This is a genomic window from Streptomyces viridiviolaceus, from assembly GCF_014650995.1.
Lineage (GTDB): Bacteria > Actinomycetota > Actinomycetes > Streptomycetales > Streptomycetaceae > Streptomyces > Streptomyces viridiviolaceus.
Window position 1 is genome coordinate 61,102 of record NZ_BMWA01000005.1, and the last position, 18,308, is coordinate 79,409.

The window sequence follows — 18,308 nt, forward strand, 5'->3', positions numbered from 1 at the left end:
CCGCGCGGCGGAGCCGCATGCCGACGCAGTCCCGCGCCTCTTCGGGGGCTGGACACAGGCACAATGAGGAGGTGAACGAAGCGATACCCGTCACCCGGGTCACCGACCAGGGGACCGCCAAGCTCATGCCGGACGTCGACCGGAAGCGGGCGTGGCTGCTCACGGTCGACGGGGCGCCGCAGTCCTACGTCGACCTGGACGAGCCGGCGCATCTGGAGTTCGAGTACGCGCGGCGGCTCGGGCACGTGCTGGACACCGTGGCCGAGCCGGGGCGTCCGCTGGACGTGGTGCACCTCGGCGGGGGTGCGCTCACCCTGCCCCGCTACCTGGCCGTGACCCGGCCCGGCTCCCGGCAGGACGTGGTGGAGGCCGACCGGGGTCTGCTGGAGCTGGTAGCCGAGCACCTCCCGCTGCCGGCGGGCGCGGGCATCGAGGCGCACGCCGCCGACGCCCGGGCCTGGCTGGCGGACGCGCCCTCGGACTCGGCCGACGTCGTCGTCGCCGACGTCTTCGGCGGCTCCCGCGTGCCCGCCGGGTTGGCCTCGGTCGGCTACGCACGAGAGGCCGAGCGCGTCCTGCGGGCGGACGGCGTCCACCTGGCCAACCTGGCCGACGCGGCGCCGTTCGCCTTCCTGCGCTCGCAGCTCGCCGGGTTCGCCACGCTCTTCGAGGAGCTGGTGCTGATCGCCGAGCCGGGGGTGCTGCGCGGGCGCCGCTTCGGCAACGCGGTCGTCGTCGCCTCGCACCGGCCCCTCGACACGGCGGCGCTGGCCCGGCGCGCGGCCGCCGACGCCTTCCCGGCGCGGGTCGAACACGGGCCGGCCCTGCGGGACTTCATCGGCGCCGCCCGGCCGGTGCGGGACGAGGACGCCGTACCGTCACCCGAGCCCCCCGACGGGTCGTTCGGCATCGGCTGAGCCGTCGGCGCCGTCAGGGACGCCCCGCGCCACGGGCGTCGTCCGGCGGCGCAGGTTCCGCACGTCCGGCACGCACAGCACCGCCGCCGTGACCAGGACCACCAGCGCGGCGCAGCCCCACAGGGACGCCGTCCGCCCGAAGGCGACCTCCGCCGGTCCGGCCAGTGCCGTCGCCAGCGGCACCAGCGCGACGGAGCCGAACCAGTCGTAGGCCGAGACCCGCGAGAGCTTGTCCTCCGGTATCTCCTGGTGCAGCGCGGTCATCCAGGAGACGCCGAAGATCTCCAGCGTCACCCCGGTCAGGAACATCACCGCGCACAGCGCCGCGGCCGGCACCGGCACGGCGAGCGCGGCGGACGGCAGGGCCAGCGGGAAGACGCACAGGGTGCCGGCGAGCAGCAGGCGGCGCGGCTTCCACCGGGTCATCAGCAGGGCGCCGACGACCGTGCCCGCCCCGAAGAAGCCCAGGGCGAGTCCCCAGGGCCCCGCCCCGCCCAGGTGATCGCGGGCGACGAGCGGACCGTAGACCGCGTCGGCGGCGCCGACGACCGCGTTGGCGACGGAGAACTGCACGACGATGCCCCACAGCCACGGCCGGCCGGCGAACTCCCGCCAGCCGTCCCGCAGGTCGGCGAGCAGGCCGCCGCCCGGCGCCCGTGGCGGGATGTGACCCACGTCGAGGAAGGCACGCAGGGCCCCGGCGACCGCGAACGCCGCCGCGTCCGCCGCGAGCACCCAGCCCGGTCCGGCCGCGGCGACCATCGCGCCGCCGAGGGCCGCGCCGCCCAGTCCGGCGCCCTGCATCGCCATCCGGAACACCGCGAAGGCACGGCCGGCCTGTTCGCCCTGGACCGAGGACATCAGCATGCCCTCGGCCGCCGGACTGAAGAACGCCTGGCCGGTGCCGCCGAGCGCGGTCAGCAGCATCATCTGCCACAGCTGCGGCTCGCCGGCGAGCACGAGCACGGCGAACGCGCCCTGCGAGAGGCAGTTGAGGGCGTTGGCCGCGACCATCACCCGATGCCGCGGGAGCCGGTCCGCCACGGCGCCGCCGATCAGCAGGAACAGCACCAGCGGCAGCGTGCGGGCGGCGGCCACCAGACCGACGTCGCCGCCGTCGCCGCCGGCCTCCAGCACGGCGAACGCGGCGGCGATCAGCGCACCGTTGCTGCCGAGGCTCGTGATCACGGCGGCGGCGGTCAGCAGGGAGTAGTTGCGGCCCGCCCAGGCGGGGCGCCGGCGGGACATGGGCGAAGACAGCACCTCGAGACTATCGCCGCGGCGGGACCGACTTGCCAAATGCGATGGGGTGCCCGCCCGCGCCTCCCGGCCTCAGGACTCCGTCGGAGGGGCTTCCGTGAGGCGCACGGTGCTCAGGATCTTCTGGACCGTCGCCTCCGGGATCTCGTCGTCGACGCCCTTGGCGCCGTACAGGTTCCAGGTGACGAAGTCGCCGGCGCCGTTCTTGAACGCGAAGGTGATGGCCTTGCCCTCGCTGTCGCACTTGCCCTTCTGGGGTGTGCCCTGGGAGTACGCCGTGGCGACGCTGCCCTCGATGCCGGAGGCCGTCTTGTAGGGCTTGGGCTTGCCGTACTTCACGCTCTTCTTGTCCGGCTGCGTGTAGCCGCCGAAGATCCACCACGGCACGCGGGTCTCGGCCGCCATGTCCGCGTCCTTGGCGCCGCTCTCACCGCGGGTGCCGGCCGTGGCGAGGGCGGTGTCCTCCTCGCGGCCGTCCTTGTTCTCGTCGCTCGTGCACCACTTGGACTTGAGGTAGGCCGGAGCGGTGACGGTCGTGCGGTCCATCTTGCCGTCCTTCTCCTCCCACTCGAAGCCGACGCTGGTGTCGGTGTTCTCGATCTCCCACTCGGGAGGTACGTCGAACATGGTGCCGAAGCGCGGGTTGGCGACGACCTTCCAGCCAGGGACGGTCGCCTTCAACTCGCCGTCGCCCCGGGGATTGTCCCCGGAACCGGACTCGCTCGGGTCGGTGGTCGGCGCGTCGGACTTGTCGTCCGTGGAAGCGGTCGCCGTCGGCTTCTTGCTCTTGCCGTCGTCCGCCGTGTCGTCCTTGTCGCCGCCGAGCACCAGGAACCCGGTGACACCGGCGGCCACGACCACGGCGAGCGCCGCCACGACGGCGACCAGCTTCGTCCGGTTGCCGCCGCCCCCGCCGCCCTGGGGCGGTGCGGGCGCGCCCGCGGGCTGGGGAGCCCCCCACTGCGGCTGCTGTCCGTAGGGGCCCGTCTGCTGGTATCCGGGCTGCTGGTACGGATTCGGCTGCTGGTACCCCGGCTGCTGGTACGGGTTGTTCGTCTGCGGGTTCTGCTCGCCCCCGGGCGGCTGCTGTCCTGGCCACATGGGCAGCAACCCTAGTGCCGCCCAGGACACGATTCGGTCACCGGGCCTTGTCAGGGACGTACCGAAGTCAGGGCACGGAAGTCGGAACGCACGTTCCCTCAGGAGTCCGCCGGCACGTACTCCCTGACGGTGCCGAGGATTTTCCGGACCGTCGCGTCCGGGACCTCGTCGTCGACGCCCGCGGCGCCGAAGAACGACCAGGAGACGAGGTCGCCGTCGGCGGACTCGAAGGCGAACGTCGTGGCCTTGCCGTCCCCGTCGCACGTGCCCTTCTTCACGACACCGGAGGACCGCGAGGTGGCCAGGCTGCCCGTCACCCCGGACGCGGTGGTGAAGGAGGTCACCGGGCCCGTCGAGACCTTGTCGCGGGCAGGCTGGGCATAGGCCCCGTAGGCCCACTGCGCCGAGTCCGACCGGGCGATCTCCTCGGTGTCGTGCGCACCGTCGTTGCCGCGCGTGCCCACGGACGCCAGTGGTGTGTGGTCGACCGAGCCGTCCCGGTCGTCGTCCGAGCCGCACCACCGCTCCTCCAGGACGGCAGGGGCCTTCATGGCGACCAGGGGCTTCTCCTCGGGGTCGTCGTCCTCGGCGACGTAGGTGACCCAGTCCGGCGACTGCCGCGTCCAGGCGGCCGGTACGTCGAAGGCGATGCCGAGGTCCGGGTTGGCCACCACGTTCCAGCCGTCGACGGTCGGCTTCAGGTCGTCGTCCCCGTTGCGCGGGTCGTCGGCAGGGGACGCGGAGGTGGAGCCGGAGGCCGGGGCGGGGCCGGGTTCGGCCCGGTCGGCCTCGCCGCCGCCCAGCAGGACGACACCGGTGACGGCGGCGGCGACCACGACGGCCGCGGCGGCGACGATCGCCACCGCCTTCGTGCGGCGGGGCCCCGGGCCGCCGCCGGCCGGCGGCGGCCCGGTGACCGTGGGGGCGTTCCAGGGGGCGGGCTGCTGCTGCCCGGCGTACGGGCCGGGCTGCCGGTACGGGTCGGTCTGTCCCGGGTTCGGACCCCCGGTGGGTGACTGCTCTCCTGGCCGCATGGGCGGCAAGCATACGGAGATCGTCGCGGGCACCTGGCCCTCGGATGCTACTCATGGGTAACCTTCCGCCATGAGCGCAGACCAGATGTCGATCGGCGAGATGCTCGCCGCCACGGTGCCGATGGTGCGGACCCTGAACCTCGAGTACCGGGAGACCACCCCGGAGAAGGCCGTCCTGGCCCTCCCGGACCAGAGCGAGTACCGCAACCACGTCGGCGGACCGCACGCCGGAGCCATGTTCACGCTGGGCGAGTCGGCCAGCGGCGCGATCGTCCTGGCCGCCTTCGGCGACCAGCTCTCCCGTGCCGTGCCGCTGCCGGTCACCGCCGAGATCGCGTTCAAGAAGATCGCGCTGGGTCCCGTCACGGCCACCGCGACCCTCGGCCGCCCGATCGCCGAGGTCGTCGCCGAGCTGGACGAGGGCAAGCGGCCGGAGTTCCCGGTGAGCGTCGCCATCCAGCGGGAGGACGGCGCGGTCACGGGGGAGATGACCGTCATGTGGACCCTGCGCCCCAACGGCTGAGCCGCGCCGTCCCCGTGCCCGCGACGGCGCGACCCGGGGGACGCGGGCGCGCTTCCCCGACCGGGTAGGCTTCCCGGGTGCGCCACGCGCGCACCCGGGAAGCGAATGCGGAGGGTCTGGCGTTGCACGTCCAGGAGTGGCTCGACACGGTGCCCGCGGTGGCCGTCTACGTCGTGGTCGGACTGGTCATCGGTCTGGAGAGCCTGGGCATCCCGTTGCCCGGCGAGATCATCCTGGTCTCGGCGGCGCTGCTGTCGTCCCAGCACGGCGGCATCGACCCGGTGATCCTGGGCGCCACCGCCAGCGCGGGCGCGGTGATCGGCGACTCCATCGGATACGCCATCGGACGCAAGGGCGGACGGCCCCTGCTGGCCTGGCTGGGGCGGAAGTTCCCCAAGCACTTCAGCGAGGGGCACATCGCCACCGCCGAGCGGTCCTTCCAGAAGTGGGGCATGTGGGCCGTGTTCTTCGGCCGCTTCGTCGCGTTGCTGCGCATCTTCGCGGGTCCGCTCGCCGGCGTGCTGCGGATGCCGTACTGGAAGTTCCTGATCGCCAACGTCCTCGGCGGCATCGTCTGGGCGGGCGGCACCACCGCCGTCATCTACTACGTCGGTGTCGTCGCCGAGTCCTGGCTGAAGCGGTTCTCCTGGCTGGGGCTGGTGGCGGCGGTCGGCATCGGCGTCGCCTCGATGGTGATCGTCAAGCGCAGGGCGTCGAGGGCACGGCCGGAGACGGAACCGGTCCCTGCCGGCGACTAGAGGCGTCCCCGGCGGGGGCGCGACCAGCCGCGGCCGGGGTAGCGCCCGCAGCCCCCGACCGTTCGACCGCGGAGCTACCCGTGCACCTCGCGGTGCGCCCTCGCCAGCTCCGCGTACATCGTCCCGTTGAGCGTGACCCCCTGACGCTCCTCCTCCGTCAGTTCCCGCCTGACCTTGGCCGGCACACCCGCGACCAGCGAGCCGGGCGGCACCCGCATGCCCTGGGGGACGAGTGCCTGGGCGGCGACCAGCGATCCGGCGCCGATCACCGCGCCGTTGAGGACCGTGGCGCCCATGCCGATCAGGCAGTCGTCCTCGACGGTCGCGCCGTGCACCACGGCGTTGTGCCCGATGGAGACGCGCTCGCCCACCGTGACGGGGAACCCCGGGTCCGCGTGGAGCGTGCAGTTGTCCTGCACGTTGCTGCTCGCGCCGACGGTGATCCGCTCGACGTCGCCGCGCAGCACCGCCCCGTACCAGACGCTCGCACCCGCGTGCAGCGTCACGTCCCCGATGACCGAGGACGTCGGCGCCACGAAGGCATCCGGGTCCACCTTCGGGTCCTTGCCGCCGATGCCCGTGATCAGCGCCCTGTGCGTCATCATCGCCTCCTGGTCAGGTGATACAGGGCACCGTACGCCACCCGGTGGGGTGAAGATCACAGCACTCCGGCGACTTCCCCGCCGCGCGTGCTGAGTACGGTGTGCGGGTGCCGAAGCGCAAGAACACGTTCTCGTCCTGGCGGAGCCGCCTCGCGCAGCGGGCCGTCCACGCGGGCTGGGCCTGGGTGCAGCGCACCGGTTCCGTCACGGCCGCGAACCCCGGACGCTTCCGCTTCGGCGCGCTGGGCACCGGAACCCGGCTGGCCTTCCCGCTCGGCACGGTCTTCGGCGAGCCCTGGATCCACCTGGGCGCCCACTGCATCATCGGCGAGCAGGTCACGCTGACCGCCGGGCTGATGCCCGACCTCGACCTCGGCCCGGACCCGATCCTGCGCATCGGCGACGGGGTCGTCCTGGGCCGCGGCAGCCACGTCATCGCGGACACGACCGTCACGATCGGCAGTGACTGCTACTTCGGGCCGTACGTCTACGTCACGTCGACCAACCACTCCTACGACGATCCGCACGAGCCCATCGGCAAGCAGTGGCCCCGGATGGAGCCGGTGTCGATCGGCTCCGGCTGCTGGATCGGCACCGGGGCCGTGATCCTGCCGGGCGCGCGCATAGGGCGGAACGTGGTGGTGGCCGCGGGCGCGGTGGTACGGGGCTCGGTGCCCGACCACGCCGTGGTGGCCGGCGCGCCCGCCCGGGTCGTCCGGCGCTGGACCCCCGCCGAGGGCTGGCAGCCGCCGCTGCGCACCCCGGCGCCGGTGCCGATACCGGACGGGGTCACGCCGGAGCAGCTGCTGCGGCTGTCGGAGCTGGACGAGGAGGCGGTGGAACGGCTGGCCCAGGTGGAGGCCGAGTCCTGACTCAGCCGGCCGCCAGCAGCAGCGTGCCCACCAGGGCGAGCCCGGCGCCCGCCGCCTGCACGCCGCGCAGGCGTTCGCCGAGCAACCCGCGGGCGGCCAGCGCGGTCACCACCGGGTAGAGCGAGGCGAGCACCGCGGCCACCGTGACCGGGCCGTGCCGGGCGGCGAGGGAGTACGTACCGTTCGCGGCGACGTCGGCGAGACCGACGAACGCGAGCGCGGGCAGCAGGCGCCAGGGGAAGCCGCCGGGGGCGAGCGCGGGGGCGCCGCGCCGGACGGACAGCCACAGCGCGAGGCCGCCGACGGCGACGTTGGTGACACGCTGGACGAACAGGGCGAGAAAGAGGCCGGTGAGGGTGGTCGATGCCTCGGCGATCAGGGCCATGACCGCGCCGAAACCGAAGGCGGCCACCAGCGTGAGGGCCACGGCCTGCCGCTGGACGGGGGCGCCGCGCAACTGCGGGCCGCCGGCGAGCACGACCCCGGCGACGGCGACCAGGATGCCGGCGAACTGCGGCAGTCCCGGCCGCTCGCCCAGCGCGAGTCCCACGGTGACCGGGACGGCCACGCCGAGGGCGCCGAGCGGCGAGACGACGCCCATCGGACCGAGGGCGAGCGCCTTGTAGAAGGCGAGCATCGCCACCGGCCCGACCAGACCGGCGGCGACGGCGAACCACAGGTGCGGTGACGCCTCGCTCCAGGCGCCGGTGACGGCCACGATCGCGCCCAGCACGACGACCGCGATCGACTGCGAGACGACGACCACGGTGAGCGCGGGCGTGCGACGGGTCAGCATCCCGCCGCCGAAGTCGGCCAGGCCCCACAGGAGACTGGTGGCCAGGGCGAAGAGCGGTGTCATGGTCCGGTCGCCTCGCAGTACAGTTCAGTGAACGATCAGGTGCAGTCGACCATAGTTCAACAGACTGCACTGCGCCATCTAGAATATTGGACGGAATGTGTCGGACCTCGACCTGCTGACCCAGTCCCTGGCGCGCAACGTCAAACGCTGGCGCACCGAGCGCGGATTCACCCTGGACACGCTCGCCGCGCGGGCAGGCGTCAGCCGCGGCATGCTCATCCAGATCGAACAGGCCCGGACCAACCCCAGCCTCGGCACGGTCGTCAAGATCGGCGACGCGCTGGGCGTCAGCATCACCACCCTGCTCGACTACGAACAGGGCCCTGCGGTCCGCATCGTCCCCGCCGAACAGGCGGTGCGGCTCTGGCACACCGACGCCGGCAGCTACAACCGGCTGCTGGCCGGCACCGAGGCCCCCGGGCCGCTGGAGATGTGGGACTGGCGGCTGATGCCGGGCGAGAGCAGCCCGTCCGATCCGCACCCCGCCGGCACGGTCGAACTGGTCCATGTGAGGACCGGGGAACTCACGCTCACCGTCGACGGCGTGGCGCACCGCGTCCCGGCCGGCGCGAGCGCCTCCTTCGAGGCGGCCACCCCGCACACGTACGGCAACGACGGCGACGAACCGATGGAGATGATCATGGCGGTCTCGGTGCCGCCCGTCCGCTGAGACGGCCGTCCACAGGGTCGCCCGGTGTTGTTAGCGTGCGGTCATGCACGCACCCATCGGAGAGTTCGACAGCGCGACGCCCGCCCCCGACTGCCTCGACGAGCTGACCCGTCCGGTCGCCGACGCCGTACGCCACTGGCGCGGCAGCGTCCCCGCCGACCAGATCGTCTACGTCGACACCGACCCGCAGCGGGCCGACACCGCCGTGTTCGTCGAGCACTACGGCCGTGAGCTGCTCGAGCAGTCCGCGAACTGCGTCGTGGTCACGGGCAAGCGGGGCGGCGAGACCACGCTCGCGGCGTGCGTGGTGCTCTCCACCACCCGCGTCGACGTCAACGGGGTCGTCCGCCGCCACCTCGGCGCCCGCAAGGCGTCGTTCGCCCCGATGGACACGGCCACGGGCGCGACCGGCATGGAGTACGGCGGGATCACCCCCGTCGGCCTGCCCGAGGACTGGCCGGTCCTGGTCGACTCGGCCGTCGTCGACCTGCCGTACGTCCTCGTCGGCAGCGGACGCCGGCGCGGCAAGCTGCTGGTGCCGGGCAAGGCGTTCGCGGAACTGCCGGGCGCGGTGGTCCTGGAGGGGCTCGGGGTGGCGGTCTAGGACAGGTGGTGGGCCAGTGCCAGATGCGGGTCCGGCTCGCCGGGGGCCGGCTCCGGGTCGGCGTGGACCAGGGCCGCGGTGAGCCGCGGCACGGCGTGCAGCAGGGCGTGTTCGGCGGCGACGGCGACGCGGTGGGCCTGACGGACCGTCGTCTCGCCGTCCACGACGAGGGCGACCTCGGCACGCAGCCGGTGCCCGATCCAGCGCAGCCGCAGCTCACCCACCCCGCGCACGCCCGGCACCTCGGCCAGCACCCGCTCGGCCCGGTCCACCAGCGCCGGGTCGACGGCGTCCATGACCCGGCGGAACACCTCGCGCGCCGCGTCCCGCAGCACGAGGACGATCGCCGCCGTGATCGCCAGGCCCACCAGCGGGTCGGCGAGCTGCCATCCCAGTGCCGAGCCCCCGGCACCGAGCAGCACGGCCAGTGAGGTGAAGCCGTCCGTGCGGGCGTGCAGCCCGTCGGCGACCAGCGCGGCCGAGCCGATCGCGCGGCCGGTGCGGATCCGGTAACGGGCCACCCACTCGTTGCCGGCGAAACCGACCAGGGCCGCCACGGCGACCGCCGGGACGTGCGCGACCGGGCGCGGGTCGAGCAGCCGGTCGACCGCCGTCCACGCCGCGAAGGCCGCGGACGCGGCGATCGTCAGGACGATCACGATGCCTGCCAGGTCCTCGGCGCGTCCGTAGCCGTAGGTGAACCGGCGGGTGGCCGCGCGCCGGCCGAGCACGAAGGCGATGCCCAGGGGTACGGCGGTCAGCGCGTCCGCGGCGTTGTGCACCGTGTCGCCGAGCAGCGCCACCGAACCGGAGGCCAGCACGACGGCCGCCTGCGCCAGCGCCGTCGCGCCGAGGACCGCCAGCGACACCCACAGGGTGCGCATTCCGCGGGCCGAGGACTCCAGGGCGCGGTCCAGCCTGGCGGCGCTCTCGTGGGAGTGGGGGGTGAGGAGATGGGCGAGGCGGTGCCGCGGGTCCGAACGGTGGTGGTGCCGGTGCCGGGGGTCGCTCACGGGGTTCCCCTTCCGTTGTTCCGGTCCTCAGGGTGGACGCGTCGGCGCCCATGGCGTCATTATGTGCGTATGAGCGCACGCATGCACCTGTCACCTGCGCACGATGCGCATCCGCGCACGCCGGGCGAGGAGCAGTTCGCGCTCGCCGCCGAAGTCCTCGCCCTGCTCGGCGACCGAACCCGCCTCACCCTGCTGCACGCCCTGACCGGCGGCGAGGCCGACGTCACGACCCTCACCGAGGCATGCGGAGCCGCCCGACCCGCCGTCAGCCAGCATCTGGCGAGACTGCGGCTGGCCGGCCTCGTGGACACCCGGAAGGAGGGCCGCCGGGTCGTCTACTCGCTGCGCGACGGCCACCTGCGCCGCCTCCTGGACGAGGCGCTGAACGTGGCGGACCACCGGCTCGGCGACCGGCCGCTCCACGACTGAGACGGTGTCTCAGCCAGTGGTCCGCGTGCCGATGTACTGCTCGGCGAACGCCGCCGCCGCGACGGGGGAGTCGAACAGCCGGCGCAGCCGGGCCAGCGCGGTGCCCGCACGGTACGGGTCGCCGGCCGCCGTGCCGTGGTACACCTCCGACAGCCACTGGGAGAACTCCTGGTAGTCCCAGACCCGGGCCAGACACGTCGCCGAGTAGCCGGCCAGCGCGCTGTCGTCGCCCTTCGTCAGCCGCGCGACCAGCCCGTCGCCGAGCAGGAAGGCGTCGTGCAGGGCGAGGTTCATGCCCTTCGCCGCGATGGGCGCGGTGAGGTGGGCGGCGTCGCCGGCCAGGAACAGCCGCCCGAACGCCATGGGTTCGACGACGTAGTTGTGCATGTCGAGGACGCGCCTCTCGATCAGCCGCCCTTCCGTGAGCGGCGGTGCGCCGGCCGCCCCGAGCCGTTCCCGCAGCTCCGCCCAGACCCGCTCGTGCGGCCAGTTCCCCGGGTCGTCCCCCGGCGGGCACTGGAGGTAGTAGCGGGTCACCTCGGGGCTGCGCTGCATGTGCCCGGCGAAACCGCGCCGATGCATGCCGAACACCACGCAGTCGCTGGACGGCGGCGCCTCGGCGAGCAACGCCAGCCAGCCGACGCCGTAGTCGTACCGGGCGACCCGGACCCGCTGCGGCGGCATCGCGGCACGCGTCACCCCCCGCGCACCGTCGCAGCCCGCGACGAAGTCGCACTCCACCAGGCGCCGTTCACCCGACTCCGCGCAGATGTACGACACCGACGGCCGGCCGGATTCCAGACCGTGCAGACGCACGTCCCGCACCCCGAACCGGATCTCTCCGCCCCGTACGTCCGCGTACTCGTGCACCAGGTCCGCGACCAGGAACTGCTGGGGATAGACGAAATGGTGACGGCCCGACAGCTCCGCGTACCGGAACCGGTACCGCTCCCCGCCGAACCGGAACTCGCACTCGCCGTGCACCTGCGCCCGCTCCAGCAGGTTCCGCGCCAGCCCGCGCCGTTCCAGCCCCCGTACGGCCCACTCCTCGATCACCCCCGCACGCGGCCGGTGCTCGATGAAGGAGCGGCTCTCGGTCTCCAGGACCAGACAGTCCACGCCCGCGGCGCGCAGGACGCTCCCGACGGTGAGACCGGCGGGTCCGGCGCCCACGACGACGACCGGAAAACGTTGCGCGGCAGGGGAGTTGAGGGGGGAGTCCGTGGGGGTCACCCGAACATTATGTCGACGCCCCGAGTGCCCCGGGAACGGGTACGGCGGGGTTCCGAGGCGGGTGCGGCGCGCAGAGCGGGGTGACGTGGTGGGCGAATGGGCGCCGGCGAAGCTCCACCGCCCCGTCGACGGCGGTCTCCAGTGCACCCTGTGCCCCTCCGGTGCCGGCTGCGCGAGGGCGGCACAGGCGCCTCCAAGGTGCGCCGACGGCGCGGCCCGGCTGCTCCTTCCGCTGCGACCAGGGCGTGGAGGCGCCGGCCGACACCCTCCGGCCGGACGCGCTCTAAGCCCTGCTGGAGCGGACCGGGACCAGGCCCCGACCCCCCAGAGCACGCACCGGTCACCGCGCGACGCGCCCTGCAGGCGGACGATGCGACGTCGGGGACACCCGGTGTCGACGCCGCTGCCCGTCGGCCGAGGACGGGACGCGGTGTCTCACGTGCCGTCCCCGGCCGTCGGGTGCCACGGGCCGGATCAGTTCCTGTACGTGTTGACGAAGGTGGTGGAGGCGTACAGCCAGCTGGTCGCCGGGGCGGTGAAGCCGGCCACGGCGCTGTTGAACACGGCGTCGGGGCGGGCGGTCCAGGTCCACATCTTCACGGCCTGGTCGGCCTGGTGGTTCATGATGGCCAGGTCGTCGCGGCCGTCGCCGTTGTAGTCGCCCACGACCAACTGGAAGCGCTTGACGTCCAGGTTGCCGGCGGCGCTGCTGAGGGTGACCCTGGCGGAGCCGAACCGATCCGTCCCCGCGACGTTCTCCGACAGGATGGTGGAGACCTTGTCACTGCCATCCGCGTAGTCGTACCAGACGGCTGCGTCGTCACGGCCGTCACCGTTGAAGTCACCCGAGTGCGGATAGGTACGGCTCCAGTCCAGTGACAGGCTCTGCCACCACACGGTCGGTGCCGCGAAGCCGCCATTCGCCTGGGCGGGGAAGACGTACGTCTTGACGGTGTCGTCACCCTGGCCGTAGAAGACGCTCAGGTCGTCGCGCCCGTCACCGGTGAAGTCACCGGTGACGAACTTCGCGCGTGTGCGCGCCCAGGTACCGCTGGGGGCGGACCAGGAACTGGACGGAGCGTTGAAGGTGCCCTGGGCGGTGGAGGTGAAGGTCCACAGCTTGGTGGTCCCGTCCGCATAGGCGTACCAGACGGCGATGTCGTCGCGGCCGTCGCCGTTGAAGTCTCCGGCCTGCGGCGTCATGTAGGTGATGTGGAAGCTGCCGGCCGCGGCGCTCCAGGCCTGGACGGGGTTGCTGAAACCACCGTCGGGCTTGCCCGCGAACAGCCAGATCTTGACGCTGGTGTCGCTGTAGCCGTACACGGCGGCGATGTCACCGCGGCCGTCACCGTTGAAATCACCGGTGACCAGCTTGTGGTTCTTGGCCTCCCAGCCGCCGACGGGAGAGGCGAACGACTTCAGCCAACTGCTGATGGAGCCGTCCTCCTTGCCGAAGAACGTGTAGGTCGCGTCGGTGCCGGCCGTGAAGTCGTACCAGGCGCCCATGTCGCTGCGGCCGTCGCCGTTGTAGTCGTGGCGCGGCGCGCTGTTGCTGGACCACTGGGAGACACCCTGGGCGTCGCGGACGACCAGGTCTCCACCGGCCTGCAGCACGACGGAACCACCCACGGCGGCGGTCTTGGACTCCCACAGGGTCGCGGTGCCCCCGGCGTCGCGCACGACCAGGTTGCCGCCGGCGTCGAACGTGGCGGTCGCCCCGGGGTTGCCGGCGGTGCCGGTGGACCACAGCGTCTGGCCGGCCGGGGACGTGACGACGAGGTTGCCGTCCGTCTGCATGGTCGCGCGGGCCCCGGACGAGACCAGGCTGTCGCCGGACGTCAGCTGCTGACCCGCGGCGAGCCGGGAACCGGGCACGACGCCGTCGGCTCTGGCGGCGATCGCGTCGGTCCGGGTCTCCGCCGGGTCGCTCCCGAAACAACCCCCCTGCCAGGAGCGGCTGCTGATACCCACGAGCTCCGGAATGCCGTTGCTGACGCGCAGCAGCGGTCCCCCTGCGTCGCCCTTGCAGATCGCGTCATCCGCGGTCTTGCCGGCGACGTTCACCTCCGACCCGCCGACGGAGCCGACCGTGAAGGAGGCCGTGTGCAGTCGGGTGGGCGCCCACTCGGTCTTCGTACGGCCGTACCCGGCGGCCGTGAGCGTGTCGCCCTGAGCCGCGGCGGTGGCGGACACCTTGACCGGCGTGATGCCGGTGGCCGGTGTGGCCAGGCGCGCCATGACCAGGTCACGGCCCGGCCGGGGCACGAGGTCGATGATCTCGCTGACATGGCCGTCGGTGCCCGTCAGATCGGCACGGCCGATCGTGGCGACGGTCTTCTCGGCCGGCTTGCCCGGAGCGAGCTCCTTGAGCCCGCCGGTGAAGCAGGAGGCGGCGGTCAGCACCCACTGGGTGTCGACCAGGGCACCGGAGCAGGCCCGCAGAGTGTCCTCCCCGTCGCCTATCTCCAGTCGCGCCGTGAACGCGTACGAGGAGTCCGAGACGGCGGTCCCGGTGGTGGCATGGGCCGACGCGGGAACTCCGGCGGCTGCCACGGACGCGGCTATGAGGTACGCGGCCACTGCCGCGCGTGAGCGGTGTGCAGACATCAAGTGGTGTTCATTCCTGTGGAAGATGTTCGACATGGGGGAGGGCACGGCTACTTGGCCGTCCTGATCTCCACCAGCATGTGCTCGCGTCCCTGTTCGTCCGCGCTCTCGCCCACCGCGGTCCAGGTGTTCTTCTCGATGGAGTAGGTCTTCTCCTCGGAGCCGACCGTCATGTCGACCTCGGTGTTGTAGTCATTGCCGCGGATGACGTACACGGCGGGGATCTCCAGGGTCAGCCAGCCGGAGTTCCCGGTGGTTCTGAAGCAGATCGTCTCCGCGTTCCGGCGGGCCATGACCCTCAGCAGGTCGGTGCCGCTCGCGCAGTCGGCGAGCACGATGCGGCCGTCGCCGCGCTTCAGCACGATGCCCTGTTCCGCGAGGATCTTGTCGGCCTGCGGGTAGTTGAAGTCCTCCACGGCATAGCCGGGAGCCTCGTCGGCGACGGACGTGAGCGGCTCGGACGCGGCGCGCTCGGCGGCAGGTGCGCCGCCCGGCACCGCCAGCCATGCCAGGGCACCGGCGGCCGCCGCGGCCAGTGCGGTCCCGACGATTCGCTTAGGGCGCATACCAACTACTCCTTGAGTATCGACGAAAATGAGAAGTGCCGGCCCGGCTGCCTTGTGGATGACGGCATGGAAGACCTGCTCGCGGCCGTCTGTGCACGGCATGCCGGCCACTACGGCCCATCACAACGCGAGGCGCCAGGACGGCGCATCGTCGTTCTCCCGGGCCCCGCGACCGCCACGCCCGCCTTACGGCGCAGTCCGGTGCCGGACCGGGTGAGGAGGGCGGCGATCGCGGGCTCTGCCGCGAACGACAGGGGTCGAGCGGTTCCCGCCAGTGGTCCTTCCGCAGGCAGGTCCTCGCTGCGGAACATGGTCCCGATCATTCGCCCCCAACTCCCTTGTCCCCGGGGCATTCAACCACCCCCTCGGACGCGGAGACCGCTCCGTGTCCCTCACGTACTTCCTGACCCGTGAGGGGGGCCGGTCGTGACGGCCGTCGCGGCATGTGCAGACGCGTCGCCGGGACCGACGCCGGCAGCCGTCGCCAGACCTCTCGGAGCGACGGTCGACCGCCTCTGGTTCCCGGAGCCTGCCGAGGTTCGCGGTCAGCAGCCTGCGCAGCTCGTCCGGTTCGGGCTCGGGGGCCAGGACCCAGGTGTCCGGCCCGTCGGGCGGCACCGGGTGGTGCGGGCAGTGGACGCGCAGGGTGAGGGAGCCGGGAAGCGGGAGCGGCGGCTCGTGCACCTGGGTCAGCGGCAGGGCCGCCGAGGCCCAGCGCTCCGCCGCCGCGGCCCGCGCCTGGCGGCTGGCCGGACCGGCCCCTCCCCCTGGCCCGCCGCGAGCACTGCGGGGGGCTTGAGCCGGCGGTGCGCCTGGGCGCCCGGGCCGGGGTCCGTGGCCCCCCGGGTCCACGGCCGTCAGGGCGCGTGCCGCGTCCCGGGCGAGCGCCGCCGCACGGGACGGATCGGCGGGCTCGGCGGGCACCCGGCGCCCACAGCGGCCGCAGATGCGCCCGGTTACGTCAGCCGGGCCGGCGCCGCGCGCCCGTCCAGCCGGACCGGGGCCACCGCCCGGCAGGCCTCCAGCAGCGCCGCAGCCGGCAGATGGGCGCACAGCCGCAGGCCGCCGCCCACCTGACCCTGCGCCGGGGCCCCGGTGCCGTGGCCCGTGCCAACGCCGACCAAGGCCCTGCGGCGCCGCCGGGCACTGCTGGAACCGGCGCCCGCCTGGCAGGTGCGCGGGGCGCTGCGCCGGGCCCGGCGGCACACGATGGCCGGGGCCTTCGCGGTCGTCACCGGAGCGGTGGTGTTCCCGTCGGCGACGACCCGGTGACGGCTTCGGACCACCGCGGCGCGCTCGGTCCGCAGGTCCGTCGCCTCGCGCAGCAGGCTCCACGGGACGACCACGAGCATCGCGGACGCCGCCCCCACCCCGGCGTCCGCGAGGGCGCCGACGACGTCAACGCCGGCTGCTGACGGCCCGTCGGCTCACTCCGGCCGACGAAGCCGGAGCCGCGGGATCTCGATGGCCGGGCACCGGTCCATCACCATCTCCAGGCCCGCGGCACGGGTCCGGCCGTAGGCGGCCTCGTCGACGACGCCGAGCTGGAACCACACGGCCCCGGCGCCCTTCGCGACCGCCTCGTCGGCGACCTGACCGGCCAGGTCGCTGTTGACGAAGACGTCGACGACGTCCACGTCGAAGGGGATGTCCGCGACGGAGGCGTACCCCGGCTCGCCGTGCACGGTCTCGGCCTTGGGGTGCACCGGCACGATCCGCTTGCCGAAGCGCTGGAGCACCTCGGCGACGCCGTACGCCGCGCGCCGCCGGTTGGACGACAGGCCCACCACGGCCCAGGTGTCGCCCAGCTCGTTGAGGATCCTGCGAACGGTTGCGTCGTCGCCGTACATCCGGCGGCCTCCTTGGACTCCTGGACGGGTCTGCGTCTGCGGACCTGCGTCTGCCACAACGGACGACGGCAGGCGGTGATTCCCCCAGGACGCGGACGCCGAACGCGCGCTCCCTGTGCGCCGGGACCGGGACCCGCCTACGCTCACCCCGTGCTGCGCATCATCGACGCCCGGACCGGCGAGCCGGTCCCCGCCGCCCCCGCCCCCCGAGTCCCCACCCGCGTGGAGGCGTACGCGCAGGACCGCGACGCCACCGGCCTGCGGGTGCTGCTCGTCGCCGACGTCCTCGTCCGTGCCCTGGAACTAGGCGGCACACCCGTCTGGGCGCTGCTGGCCGACGAGGAGGAACAGGCGGAGCTGCGCGCGGACGCCGCGGCCCTCGGCGTGCGGCCCTTCGAGCGTGGCCGGGACGCCGGCCCCGGACCGGGCGCGGCGCAGACCATCCGTGTCGTGCGCGAGGGCGGCGCGGCCGCGGACAGGGCGACGGTCGCCGTCGCGCCCGTCGAGCAGGCGGAACCGGGCGTCACGCACTCCGCCGACCCCTACGCCCTGCGCCTCGCCCTGCTCCGGCGGCGACGGGACGCGCGCCTGCGGCTCGACACGGCCGTGCTGGACGACGCCCACGCCGCGCTGCTGGGCCGGCGCCGCGCGGTCGCCGCCTGGGCGCGGCAGCCCTCGCGCCCCGTCCCCGACGAGGTGCGCGACCGGCTCCGGACCGCCTGGGAGGACGACCTGGACACCCCCGGGGTCCTCCGGGTGCTGGGCCAGGTGGAGACCGATCCGGACCTCCCCGACGGCGCCCGGTTCGAGATCCACGCCTACGCCGACCGGCTCCTCGGTCTCGACCTCACCCGCGACCTGGGCTCCCCGGCGTGAGCGCGCGCCCCGGCCAGCTGCGCCGCCTCGTCGTCCTGCGGCACGCCAAGTCGGCCCGCCCCGCCGGTGTCGCCGACCACGACCGTCCTCTCGCCGGGCGCGGCCGGCGCGACGCCCCCGCCGCCGGGCGGGCCCTGGCCGAGGCCGACTGCCTGCCGGACCTCGCCCTGTGCTCCACCGCCGTGCGCGCCCGCCAGACCTGGGAGCTGGCCTCCGCCCAGTGGGGCACCCCGCCGCCGGTGCGTCACGACGGGCGGCTGTACGCCGCCGGCGTACCCGAACTGCTGACGGTCGTGCGCGAGGTGCCGGCCGAGGTGGAGACGCTGCTGCTGATCGGGCACAACCCCGGTCTCGAGGAACTGGTCCTGACCCTGGCCGAGGACGACCTGGACGACGCGCTGGACCGGGTCCGGGCGAAGTTCCCCACCTCGGCGATCGCCGTCCTGGCCTGGCACGGCACCGCCTGGCGGGCGCTCGCCCCGGGCACGGCGCTGCTGACGGCGATGACGGTGCCGAGGGGCGCGAAACGGTGAG

At 73.6% G+C, this 18,308-nt stretch carries 20 protein-coding genes; 9 read left to right on the top strand and 11 right to left on the bottom strand.

What is annotated here, in order from left to right; translation table 11 throughout:
• The first annotated feature begins 71 nt into the window (after nt 1–71).
• Nucleotides 72–917, top strand: coding sequence for a spermidine synthase (locus IE260_RS08055; RefSeq protein ID WP_189869791.1), 846 nt, complete (start codon nt 72–74; stop codon nt 915–917).
• Here IE260_RS08055 and IE260_RS08060 read toward each other — a convergent pair.
• The 3 genes from IE260_RS08060 to IE260_RS08070 form a co-directional block, all read right to left on the bottom strand.
• Nucleotides 879–2,165 carry an MFS transporter gene (locus tag IE260_RS08060; protein ID WP_189870038.1) on the bottom strand — a complete coding sequence of 429 codons (1,287 nt, stop codon included), beginning with the start codon at nt 2,163–2,165 and terminating at the stop codon, nt 879–881. The genes IE260_RS08055 and IE260_RS08060 overlap by 39 nt on opposite strands.
• 84 nt (nt 2,166–2,249) lie before the next feature.
• Nucleotides 2,250–3,278 (bottom strand): DUF8017 domain-containing protein, encoded by a 1,029-nt coding sequence (locus IE260_RS08065; RefSeq protein WP_189869792.1) that lies wholly within the window; start codon nt 3,276–3,278, stop codon nt 2,250–2,252.
• Between the two features lie 98 nt (nt 3,279–3,376).
• Nucleotides 3,377–4,312, bottom strand: coding sequence for a DUF8017 domain-containing protein (locus IE260_RS08070; protein ID WP_189869793.1), 936 nt, complete (start codon nt 4,310–4,312; stop codon nt 3,377–3,379).
• An 85-nt stretch (nt 4,313–4,397) separates the two neighbouring features.
• On the opposite strand from IE260_RS08070, the gene IE260_RS08075 reads away from it, so the two are divergent.
• Nucleotides 4,398–4,835 carry a DUF4442 domain-containing protein gene (locus tag IE260_RS08075; RefSeq protein WP_189870039.1) on the top strand — a complete coding sequence of 146 codons (438 nt, stop codon included), beginning with the start codon at nt 4,398–4,400 and terminating at the stop codon, nt 4,833–4,835.
• A gap of 122 nt (nt 4,836–4,957) precedes the next feature.
• Complete coding sequence (locus IE260_RS08080) at nt 4,958–5,593, top strand: DedA family protein (RefSeq protein ID WP_189870040.1); 636 nt, start codon at nt 4,958–4,960, stop codon at nt 5,591–5,593.
• A 74-nt stretch (nt 5,594–5,667) separates the two neighbouring features.
• Here IE260_RS08080 and IE260_RS08085 read toward each other — a convergent pair whose 3' ends face one another.
• A complete protein-coding gene (locus IE260_RS08085) occupies nt 5,668–6,195 on the bottom strand; it encodes a gamma carbonic anhydrase family protein (protein WP_189870041.1) in 528 nt (175 codons plus the stop codon).
• A gap of 107 nt (nt 6,196–6,302) precedes the next feature.
• On the opposite strand from IE260_RS08085, the gene IE260_RS08090 reads away from it, so the two are divergent.
• Nucleotides 6,303–7,067, top strand: coding sequence for an acyltransferase (locus IE260_RS08090; protein WP_189869794.1), 765 nt, complete (start codon nt 6,303–6,305; stop codon nt 7,065–7,067).
• Between the two features lies 1 nt (nt 7,068).
• Here IE260_RS08090 and IE260_RS08095 read toward each other — a convergent pair whose 3' ends face one another.
• Nucleotides 7,069–7,926, bottom strand: a complete 858-nt coding sequence (locus IE260_RS08095; RefSeq protein WP_189869795.1) for a DMT family transporter — start codon at nt 7,924–7,926, stop codon at nt 7,069–7,071.
• Between the two features lie 97 nt (nt 7,927–8,023).
• On the opposite strand from IE260_RS08095, the gene IE260_RS08100 reads away from it, so the two are divergent.
• Complete coding sequence (locus IE260_RS08100) at nt 8,024–8,596, top strand: helix-turn-helix domain-containing protein (protein WP_189869796.1); 573 nt, start codon at nt 8,024–8,026, stop codon at nt 8,594–8,596.
• Nucleotides 8,597–8,639: 43 nt separating this feature from the next.
• Nucleotides 8,640–9,200, top strand: coding sequence for a YbaK/EbsC family protein (locus IE260_RS08105; RefSeq protein WP_189869797.1), 561 nt, complete (start codon nt 8,640–8,642; stop codon nt 9,198–9,200).
• On the opposite strand, the gene IE260_RS08110 is transcribed toward IE260_RS08105, so the two are convergent.
• The gene (locus IE260_RS08110; RefSeq protein ID WP_189869798.1) at nt 9,197–10,213 is read right to left on the bottom strand and encodes a cation diffusion facilitator family transporter; all 1,017 of its coding nucleotides are present in this window, start codon (nt 10,211–10,213) and stop codon (nt 9,197–9,199) included. The genes IE260_RS08105 and IE260_RS08110 overlap by 4 nt on opposite strands.
• A gap of 69 nt (nt 10,214–10,282) precedes the next feature.
• Here IE260_RS08110 and IE260_RS08115 point away from each other — a divergent pair, with 69 nt between their 5' ends.
• Nucleotides 10,283–10,642 (top strand): ArsR/SmtB family transcription factor, encoded by a 360-nt coding sequence (locus IE260_RS08115; RefSeq protein WP_189869799.1) that lies wholly within the window; start codon nt 10,283–10,285, stop codon nt 10,640–10,642.
• Nucleotides 10,643–10,651: 9 nt separating this feature from the next.
• Here the strand turns inward: IE260_RS08115 and IE260_RS08120 are convergent, their stop codons facing one another.
• From IE260_RS08120 to IE260_RS08140, 5 genes are all read right to left on the bottom strand, one after another.
• Complete coding sequence (locus IE260_RS08120) at nt 10,652–11,875, bottom strand: 4-hydroxybenzoate 3-monooxygenase (RefSeq protein WP_189869800.1); 1,224 nt, start codon at nt 11,873–11,875, stop codon at nt 10,652–10,654.
• A 474-nt stretch (nt 11,876–12,349) separates the two neighbouring features.
• Nucleotides 12,350–14,482: an FG-GAP-like repeat-containing protein gene (locus tag IE260_RS08125; protein WP_189869801.1), complete on the bottom strand. Its 2,133-nt coding sequence runs from the start codon at nt 14,480–14,482 to the stop codon at nt 12,350–12,352.
• Between the two features lie 50 nt (nt 14,483–14,532).
• Nucleotides 14,533–15,048, bottom strand: a complete 516-nt coding sequence (locus tag IE260_RS08130) for a hypothetical protein (RefSeq protein ID WP_189869802.1) — start codon at nt 15,046–15,048, stop codon at nt 14,533–14,535.
• Between the two features lie 956 nt (nt 15,049–16,004).
• Nucleotides 16,005–16,418 carry a hypothetical protein gene (locus tag IE260_RS08135; protein ID WP_189869803.1) on the bottom strand — a complete coding sequence of 138 codons (414 nt, stop codon included), beginning with the start codon at nt 16,416–16,418 and terminating at the stop codon, nt 16,005–16,007.
• Between the two features lie 57 nt (nt 16,419–16,475).
• Nucleotides 16,476–16,898: a CoA-binding protein gene (locus tag IE260_RS08140; RefSeq protein WP_189869804.1), complete on the bottom strand. Its 423-nt coding sequence runs from the start codon at nt 16,896–16,898 to the stop codon at nt 16,476–16,478.
• A gap of 150 nt (nt 16,899–17,048) precedes the next feature.
• On the opposite strand from IE260_RS08140, the gene IE260_RS08145 reads away from it, so the two are divergent.
• Together IE260_RS08145 and IE260_RS08150 are read left to right on the top strand one after the other, a co-directional pair.
• Nucleotides 17,049–17,774 carry a hypothetical protein gene (locus IE260_RS08145; RefSeq protein WP_189869805.1) on the top strand — a complete coding sequence of 242 codons (726 nt, stop codon included), beginning with the start codon at nt 17,049–17,051 and terminating at the stop codon, nt 17,772–17,774.
• Nucleotides 17,771–18,307: a SixA phosphatase family protein gene (locus IE260_RS08150; RefSeq protein WP_189869806.1), complete on the top strand. Its 537-nt coding sequence runs from the start codon at nt 17,771–17,773 to the stop codon at nt 18,305–18,307. Before IE260_RS08145 ends, IE260_RS08150 begins: the two co-directional genes overlap by 4 nt.
• Nucleotide 18,308: the final 1 nt, after the last annotated feature.

What these genes read in the sequence shown, in the direction of transcription:
- IE260_RS08060 (WP_189870038.1), bottom strand. Translation starts at nt 2,165, where the DNA reads ATGTCCCGCCGGCGCCCCGCCTGGGCGGGCCGCAACTACTCCCTGCTG.
- IE260_RS08065 (WP_189869792.1), bottom strand. Translation starts at nt 3,278, where the DNA reads ATGTGGCCAGGACAGCAGCCGCCCGGGGGCGAGCAGAACCCGCAGACG.
- IE260_RS08070 (WP_189869793.1), bottom strand. Translation starts at nt 4,312, where the DNA reads ATGCGGCCAGGAGAGCAGTCACCCACCGGGGGTCCGAACCCGGGACAG.
- IE260_RS08075 (WP_189870039.1), top strand. Translation starts at nt 4,398, where the DNA reads ATGTCGATCGGCGAGATGCTCGCCGCCACGGTGCCGATGGTGCGGACC.
- IE260_RS08085 (WP_189870041.1), bottom strand. Translation starts at nt 6,195, where the DNA reads ATGACGCACAGGGCGCTGATCACGGGCATCGGCGGCAAGGACCCGAAG.
- IE260_RS08095 (WP_189869795.1), bottom strand. Translation starts at nt 7,926, where the DNA reads ATGACACCGCTCTTCGCCCTGGCCACCAGTCTCCTGTGGGGCCTGGCC.
- IE260_RS08105 (WP_189869797.1), top strand. Translation starts at nt 8,640, where the DNA reads ATGCACGCACCCATCGGAGAGTTCGACAGCGCGACGCCCGCCCCCGAC.
- IE260_RS08115 (WP_189869799.1), top strand. Translation starts at nt 10,283, where the DNA reads ATGAGCGCACGCATGCACCTGTCACCTGCGCACGATGCGCATCCGCGC.
- IE260_RS08125 (WP_189869801.1), bottom strand. Translation starts at nt 14,482, where the DNA reads ATGTCTGCACACCGCTCACGCGCGGCAGTGGCCGCGTACCTCATAGCC.
- IE260_RS08130 (WP_189869802.1), bottom strand. Translation starts at nt 15,048, where the DNA reads ATGCGCCCTAAGCGAATCGTCGGGACCGCACTGGCCGCGGCGGCCGCC.
- IE260_RS08140 (WP_189869804.1), bottom strand. Translation starts at nt 16,898, where the DNA reads ATGTACGGCGACGACGCAACCGTTCGCAGGATCCTCAACGAGCTGGGC.